This window comes from Christensenella sp., assembly GCF_034927525.1.
Lineage (GTDB): Bacteria > Bacillota > Clostridia > Christensenellales > Christensenellaceae > Christensenella.
Genome location: NZ_JAYFPU010000062.1, coordinates 1 through 7,719, shown reverse-complemented (window position 1 = coordinate 7,719; position 7,719 = coordinate 1). Strand labels below are relative to the sequence as shown.

Annotated in this window: 8 protein-coding genes; 4 read left to right on the top strand and 4 right to left on the bottom strand. The window is 49.4% G+C overall.

Annotated features, from left to right (window positions below; genetic code table 11):
• The 3 genes from VB081_RS02245 to VB081_RS02235 all read right to left on the bottom strand — a co-directional run.
• A partial coding sequence (locus VB081_RS02245; protein WP_323399227.1) for a M20 family metallopeptidase occupies positions 1 to 605 on the bottom strand: 605 nt, incomplete at its 3' end.
• 19 nt (positions 606 to 624) lie between these two features.
• Entirely contained in the window at positions 625 to 1,299 is a 675-nt protein-coding gene (locus VB081_RS02240; RefSeq protein ID WP_323399226.1) for a hypothetical protein, read from the bottom strand.
• Positions 1,300 to 1,343: 44 nt separating this feature from the next.
• On the bottom strand, positions 1,344 to 2,861 hold the full coding sequence (locus VB081_RS02235) for a xylulokinase (protein WP_323399225.1): 1,518 nt from the start codon (positions 2,859 to 2,861) through the stop codon (positions 1,344 to 1,346).
• A gap of 758 nt (positions 2,862 to 3,619) precedes the next feature.
• Here VB081_RS02235 and VB081_RS02230 point away from each other — a divergent pair.
• A complete protein-coding gene (locus VB081_RS02230) occupies positions 3,620 to 3,994 on the top strand; it encodes a helix-turn-helix domain-containing protein (protein ID WP_323399224.1) in 375 nt (124 codons plus the stop codon).
• Between the two features lie 27 nt (positions 3,995 to 4,021).
• Positions 4,022 to 4,516: a flavin reductase family protein gene (locus VB081_RS02225; RefSeq protein ID WP_323399223.1), complete on the top strand. Its 495-nt coding sequence runs from the start codon at positions 4,022 to 4,024 to the stop codon at positions 4,514 to 4,516.
• Positions 4,517 to 4,578: 62 nt separating this feature from the next.
• Here VB081_RS02225 and VB081_RS02220 read toward each other — a convergent pair whose 3' ends face one another.
• Positions 4,579 to 5,910: a Na+/H+ antiporter NhaC family protein gene (locus VB081_RS02220; protein WP_323399222.1), complete on the bottom strand. Its 1,332-nt coding sequence runs from the start codon at positions 5,908 to 5,910 to the stop codon at positions 4,579 to 4,581.
• 183 nt (positions 5,911 to 6,093) lie between these two features.
• Here VB081_RS02220 and VB081_RS02215 point away from each other — a divergent pair, with 183 nt between their 5' ends.
• Together VB081_RS02215 and VB081_RS02210 are read left to right on the top strand one after the other, a co-directional pair.
• Positions 6,094 to 7,395 carry a phenylacetate--CoA ligase family protein gene (locus VB081_RS02215; RefSeq protein ID WP_323399221.1) on the top strand — a complete coding sequence of 434 codons (1,302 nt, stop codon included), beginning with the start codon at positions 6,094 to 6,096 and terminating at the stop codon, positions 7,393 to 7,395.
• Between the two features lie 18 nt (positions 7,396 to 7,413).
• Positions 7,414 to 7,719: acetolactate synthase (locus VB081_RS02210; protein ID WP_323399220.1), on the top strand; the 306-nt coding region annotated here is incomplete at its 3' end.

The following is a 7,719-nucleotide window of genomic DNA, read 5'->3' as shown; positions in this document are numbered from 1 at the left end:
ATGATCAGCTCAAAACACAGCAGGCTTGCCGTAGAATTATGGATTTCTACGCTTGTCGGCTCGCAAACGATTGCAAAGGGCGCACGGTAGCCGCGTTTGACGCAAGCACGCGTCCCGATTGTACCTCCCTCACAGGATTCTTCGCCTGACGTCAGCATCAGTATGACGTCGCCGCCCAGTTCGTCGCCGCTTTCCCTGATTGCCTTTGCCGCCCATATCGCGGCAGCCAGGCCGCCCTTCATGTCGTTTGATCCGCGACCATAGATCAGTCCGTCTTTTTCTTCTGCGCCGAACGGATCCACATACCATTTTTCAAGCTCCGTTACCGCGACGGTATCCACATGGGCATTCAGTATGATGTCCTTGCTTTTTCCTTTTCTGTTGCCATGCAATACAGCGCAGATATTGGGGCGCTTTCCTTCTTCGTCCGCTGCAAACTTGTCTACCGAGAACCCCATTTCCAGCAATGTTTTTTCCAGATAATCCTGTATTTCCACTTCCTGATTCCCTGGATTGGTAGAATCGATTTTAATCAATTTCTTTAAAAAACCAATCATTTCTTCCTGGTTACTTTCCAGATAGTTCAGTGCATCTTTTTTTGCCATCTCGCCCTTCCTCCCCTCGTCAGTCTTTCTCCAGATATTCCACGACATATTTCAGGTTGTCACGGAACGACCCGTCTGCGATAAACCGCTTGTCAAAAAGCGCGCTGCCCATCGTCATGCCCCATGGCCTGAGTTCCTTCATAAAATCCATACGTGCGTTGGAATCGATGCTGCCCGCCACGACCACCGGAAAGCTGACTTCCTTCACAAACCGGCGCAGCAGCTCCTCCGCATCACCGACAAAGCGGTAAGCAAGGATATCCGTACCTTCCACGCCCAGCGCTTCAAACTTTTTTGCCCCTTCAATGACGTCCTCGTACGTGTCGCCGAGGATGGAAGGATTGCCCCACACTTTCCCGCAAAACGGAAAATACTTCATGTTCGCCTCTTTAAGCAGCTTGTGTACCGATGCAAAATACACCGTGCCCATCAGGTAATCAAAGTTACATTCGATCGCCAGCTCCGCCGCGCTCAAGCATTCTTCTTCCTTATATGTGACCACTTCCAGATACGTCGTTTTTCCCGCAGCCTTCATCAGGGCGACCAGCTTCTTCATCTCGTCTGTGGGGATACCAATATTTTTAAATCCCCAATCCTGTACCGGCAAATCCTTACAGCTTTCAAACACCTGCGCCGCATCCTTTACCGTCTGGTCATGATACGTCAGCATTACAATCATCTTCATGTTTCCCATTTTTTCTTCATCCTTTCATATTTTGATCCCGTTTTTTAAATTTATCAGGTCTCGTTGAACATACTCGTCAGGTCTGTGAACAGCTTCTTGAATTTAACGTAACCCTCCGCGTATACCTCTTCATTTTCCGTGATGGGCATATACTTACGCTTCACGCTCACCATGCGCTCGCACGCTTCCTCCACGCTGTCGAACATGCCGACCGCGTTGCCCGCCAGAATCGCCACACCCAGGCATGCCGCTTCTTTGGTGTTGCTTGTGCATAAATCCCGCCCTGTGATATCCGCTTTGATCTGGTTCCACAGTACGCTTTTCGATCCACCGCCCAGCGAACGTATCTCCGTCACCTGCACCCCTGCGTTTTCCAGCGCCTCAATGTTGCGGCGTATCATATACCCAACCGATTCCATGAACGCACGGATAAAGTGTGGCTTTTTGTGCGCCAGTGTAAATCCGTAAAACACGCCCTTGGCCTTGGGATTGATGTCCGGCGCCATCGACCCGTTTAAGTGCGGCAGCGCCAGCAGCCCTTCACTTCCCGGTTCAATGAGCATTGCTTCCATCGTCATATAGTTATATGCGTCCTCATCCGTCAGCCTGCTGATCGTCTGTTCCTCCTGACAGAAGCAATCGCGGAACCACCGCAGCGTCATGCCGCCTGTTGTAAAGGTGTGGAGCATATACATATCCGGTATACCGAAATAATGGAGCGGCATCAGGCCGTTCGGATCGAATTTCGGCGTATTGATGGGCGCACAGATCGCGAGCGCCGCACCGATGTTCTCTGAAAAAATGCCCTCTTTAATGTTTCCTACGCCAATCGCACCCGCCGCCTGATCAAGCGCGCCCGTGCACACCCAAAGGTTTTTGGAAAGCCCCAGCTCTTTGGCCACTTTCTCTGAAAGCCTGGCCACCTTTTGTCCGGGTTCCATGATCTTTGGCAGCTGCTGTTCGCTGATATCAAGATAATCGATCATTTCCTTCCACCAGCCCTTGGTGTTGATATCCCAATATGCGGTGGAGCACAACAGCGATCCTTCTGAAACGAATTGATCCGTCAGACGATAGATCAGCCAATCTTCGATCAGCAAAAATTTATCTGTTTTTTCGAATACTTCCTTGTGATGGTTTTTCATCCATAAAATTTTGGACGCCGGCCAGCAAGGGTCAAATTTGATCTGCCCTGTAATGCGGTAACAAACCTCATCCGTAAATTTATCTTTGAGCATCTGGCTTTCACGCTGCGCCCTTCCGTCCATCCATACGATGGCGTTTGTGAGCGGACGCCCGATTTCGTCCATAAAAAACAACGTTTCTCCCTGTGCCGAAATGCCCAGCGCACAAATGTTTTCCGGGTTTACCCCGCTGTTTTGCACGATATGGTGCACCGCATCTTTAAACGCGTTCCAATAGGTGTCTGCGCTGCATTCCACATAACCCGGACGCGGTGTGATCAGGTCGTATTCCCGTGTGGCTCCGGTGATCGACACTCCCGATGAATCGATCAATGCCAGCTTCAAAGCAGTGGTTCCCAGATCAACGCTTAAAATGTATTTGCTCAATGTATTTCCCCCTCCAAAGTGTTTTTTGATACACAAAGCCTGCAAAACCGTTCTTTCCCTTTTCCAGGCACTTACACGATGTTTTGTAGATTCAGCGGATTATTTTTTCATATTTTCTAATATTTTAAGATTTTTGAAAAAATATCCATTTGTGGTTTGTATGATGTAAATTCCTCGAAACAGGGATTTTACACCGTACATACTTTGTCTTCTTCTTTTAAATCGGGATTTTGATTGCTAATACGAAGATGCGTTGTCATTTTGTCTTGTTTTGTCTCTTTGGTTTTGTCTCGTTTGCAGGGAAGTTTCCTTTGTTATTTTCATTATATTTCCAGTATTACGAGATGTCAATAGTTATTTTCCGTTTTTAAGGGATTATTTTTCAAAATCAAGATTTTCAATCCGATGCTTTCGCACAACCGTGCGCTTTTTATCATTCTTTTTAGTTGACAATATTTTAATTTTTTTTTTCAATTTTATGCTTTTTTTAATCGTTTAATCTTGATTTTTAAGATTTTTCACGGTTGTTTTCTCGATTTCGTTCTTTCGCTTTTCTTTGCGCAGCAAGCAAAATACCCGTTTTTTAAGATTTTTTTGTGTTTTCATCGATATAATCTTTTGAAAAGAGATTTTTCAACGTTTTTATTGATGTTTTTCAAACAAAAACTGATTTTAAAATTATTCTTATAGACAAATAATGAGAATTTATATATAGTATAGTTAAGAAAATTTTAATGATATCAAGTTGGAGGAATACCATGGATAATTTGGGAATGCGCCTAAAACTCTCTCGCGAACGGGCTGATCTGACACAGATCGACGTTTATAAGGCGATCAATCTGAACAATAAATCATTGTCAAGATATGAGAACAATATCTCTTCACCGGATCCGGATACGATACGCGCCCTGGCAAAGCTTTATAATGTGACGACCGACTACCTGTTTGGCCTGGCCGACCCGACCGAGCTGGTGAACGAGCAAAAGCTGTCCCCCGCGGAAAACAAGCTGCTGCACATTTTCCGTTCCCTTTCACCCATTGGGCAAGGCCGCCTTTTGGAGCGTGCGGAGATTATCCGCGACAGCGATTCATTCACGTCCTCCGTGGACGAACCGATGCAGATGGCAAGATAATGCCCTGCGCCAGAAAAGGAGTTTGTAATGAAAGAAATTAGTTTTGGGCAAAGCGCGGCGCTTTCCGGCCCACACCTTTTCGCCGCGATCGTAACGCGCAACGAAGCGGGTCAGGCGAATATTATGGGCGTGTCCTGGTTTTCCTTCGTTTCCATGAAGGACGGTAAGCTCTTGTTTTGTACGAGCAACAAGGGATACACGGGCGGTGTGATCCAAAAAACAAAAAAAGCGTCCTTGTGTATGGTAACTGAGGACATCAAAGAAAAGGTGTTGCAGTGCTGCACCTGTTCCGGCTCCGCCACAAATAAAATAGAAGCGTTCGGCATCAGCCTCGATACATATGACGGGTTTGACGTGCCCGTTGTTTCGGGTGCTGGCGTATGCTGGGCCTTAGAGCTTAGCGATAGTATGATAGCTGGTGACCACACCATTTATGTCATGGATGTCAAAAAGACAATATTGCTGGAGGACAAGCCCCATGTAATGGCCTTTGACGGCTACAAACGGTTGGCGACTGTCTGAGCCGATCGTTTTTTTCCAACAAAAAGAGACTGTCTCACGCCCAATCGCGCAGACAGTCTCTTTTATTGCTCTTTTTTCTTTTTTCGCGGTTTATCGCCAATGCCCGTCAATATCCAGATAAGCGCGCTGACGCCCATCAATACGGGATAAAACAGGAACGGTATGATATCCATTGGCGTGAGCGCCAGTCCCGCCGCAGTCGCACCGGCGGCGGCATACAAAAGCTGTGCGCCATAAGGAAGAATGCCCTGCCATGCGGACGTAAAAATATCGAGCAGCGAGGCTGTGCGCTTGGGCTCGATGTTGAATTCGTCCGCGATATCCTTTGCGATGGGTCCTGCGATTACGATCGCCACCGTGTTGTTGGCAGTCGCCACATCGACCATCGAGCTTAAGGCCGCGATACCCAGCTGCGCGCCTTTTTTGGTCTTCACCACACGGCGGATAGAATGCAATATAAAATCGATGCCTCCGTTTTCCTTCACAAGCCCGATGATACCTGCCACAAGGATAGAGATGACGGTGATGTCGTACATTCCGACGATGCCGCCCGTACCGTCCGGCCCGCCCGCGATTACGCTGAATATCTGCTGCGGCAGGATCGCACCGGAAAACAGCCCGATCACCAGCGAAAGCACGATACCGCTCACCAATACCAGCACAACGTTGAGTCCCACTAGCGCGCCGACAAGCACCGCCAGATAGGGAATGATCTTCACAAAATCATATTCGAATATTCCGGATATCTCATAAGGCTTCCCTATGGTAAGCATAATAAGAATGACCAGTGTAATGATCGCCGCAGGCAAAACGATCTTAAAATTTTCCTTAAACTTGTCCTTCATCGCACAGCCCTGCGTCCGCGTTGCGGCAATGGTAGTGTCCGAGATCATGGAAAGGTTGTCCCCAAACATCGCCCCGCTCACGACTGCGCCCACGCACAGCGCGCCGGGAAATCCGGTCTTTAAGCTGATGCCCACAGCAATAGGCACCAGCGCGGCAATCGTCCCGACCGACGTGCCCATCGAAAGCGAAATAAAGCTGGCGATCACAAAGAGCCCTGCTACGGCCACGCCCGGCGGCATGATGGACAGCGCAAAATTCACCACGCTTTCCACGCCTCCCGATGCCTGTACCGTGCCGGAAAACGCGCCCGCCAGAATAAACACCAGGCACATGATCATTACGTTCTGGTTGCCCATGCCCTTTGCGGCAATATTCAGTTTATCAGAAAAGCTCTTTTTGGGGTTTTGTAGAAAGGCCACGATCAGGGCGATCAAAAAACCGACGACTGCCGGAACCGCATAAAAATCCTGAAAAATGATCCCGCTTCCGATAAATACGATCAGAAAGACAAAAACGGGCAGTAGCGCGCTCAGTTTCCCCTGCTTCATACAGTGCTCTCCCTACAGTATGGTTTGATTTATGTTACCACGAAACAGGGTCGTGCGCTACCTTTTCGTTTTCCCGCAATATACAAAGTTTCCTGTTTGCGCACGCGATAGAAAATGGTATGATAGTAGTAACGGAAAATATGGCCGGAAACACGGCGTGCAAAGGAAAGGAACCCACCGACTATGGAGCACTATTATCAAAAGGATATCGAATGCGCATCGCGGAAGCAGATCACCGCGTGGCAGGACGAGCGTCTTGTCAACACAGTCAAGCACGTTTATGAAAATGTACCGTACTACAAAAAAATAATGGATGAAAAAGGCCTGACACCCGCGGATATTAAGTCCGCCGCAGACCTTAAGAAGCTGCCCTTCCTGACAAAAGACGATTTACGCGAGGCTTATCCCTACGGCCTTTTGGCAGTACCTCTCCGCGAGGCTGTACGCATCCAGTCCACCAGCGGCACTACTGGCAAACGCGTCGTGGCGTTCTATACGCAGCACGATATCGACCTGTGGGACGATTGCTGCGCACGCGCCATCATGGCGGCAGGCGGAACGAAAGACGACGTTGTGCACGTGAGCTATGGCTACGGCCTTTTTACAGGCGGTCCGGGCTTAAACGGCGGATCGCACAAGGTCGGTTCGCTGACGCTGCCCATGTCGTCCGGTAATACGGAGCGGCAGATACAGTTTATGGTCGACCTCGAATCCACGATCCTGTGCTGTACCCCGTCTTACGCCGCTTTCCTTGCGGAGACGATCTGGGAAATGGGTCTGCAGGACAAAATCAAGCTAAAAGCGGGCATCTTCGGCGCGGAAGCATGGAGCGAGGAAATGCGGCAGGATATCCAGAGCAAGCTTAATATCAAGGCCTATGATATCTACGGGCTGACGGAGATTTCCGGCCCGGGCGTTTCGTTCGAATGCAGCGCACAAAAGGGTATGCATATCAATGAAGACCATTTTATCGCAGAGATCATCGACCCTGTGACGGGCGAAGTACTGCCTGACGGGCAGAAGGGCGAGCTTGTATTCACGAGCATCACCAAAGAGGCCTTCCCCCTGCTGCGTTACCGCACGCGCGACATCTGCATCCTGAGCCGCGAAAAGTGTTCGTGCGGCAGGACGCACGTCAAAATGACAAAGCCGCTTGGGCGCAGCGACGATATGCTCATCGTCAAGGGCGTCAACGTATTCCCGTCACAGATCGAGACGGTACTACTCAACAAGGGATATCCGGCAAACTACCAGATCATCGTCAGCCGCGAGAAGAACAGCGACAAGCTGGAGGTTCAGGTAGAAATGACGCCCGAGATGTTCTCCGATACGATCAGCACGGTTTACGACAGGGAAAAAGAACTTGTCGACGCCATGAGAGCCATGCTCGGCATCCATGCCGAGGTGCATCTGGTTGCTCCCAAGACAATCGTGCGCAGCGAGGGCAAGGCTGTACGCGTGGTCGACAAACGCCACCTTTATTAAGGGAAAGGAGTTTCAGCTATGACTGTAAAACAAATCTCCGTATTTTTGGAAAACAATGCAGGACAGCTCGCAGAGCTTACGAAAGTCCTCGACCAGAACGGCATCGATATGCGGGCGCTTTCTGTCGCGGAAACGCGCGATTTCGGTATCCTGCGCCTGATTGTGGACGATTCCTATAAAACGGCAACCGTACTTAAGGACGCGGGGTATATCTGCTCCATCACGCCCGTTCTTGCCGTCGCCATCCCGGACGAGCCGGGCGGCCTTCATAAGGTGCTCACCATTTTAGGCGATAACAAGATCAATCTGGAATATACCTATGCG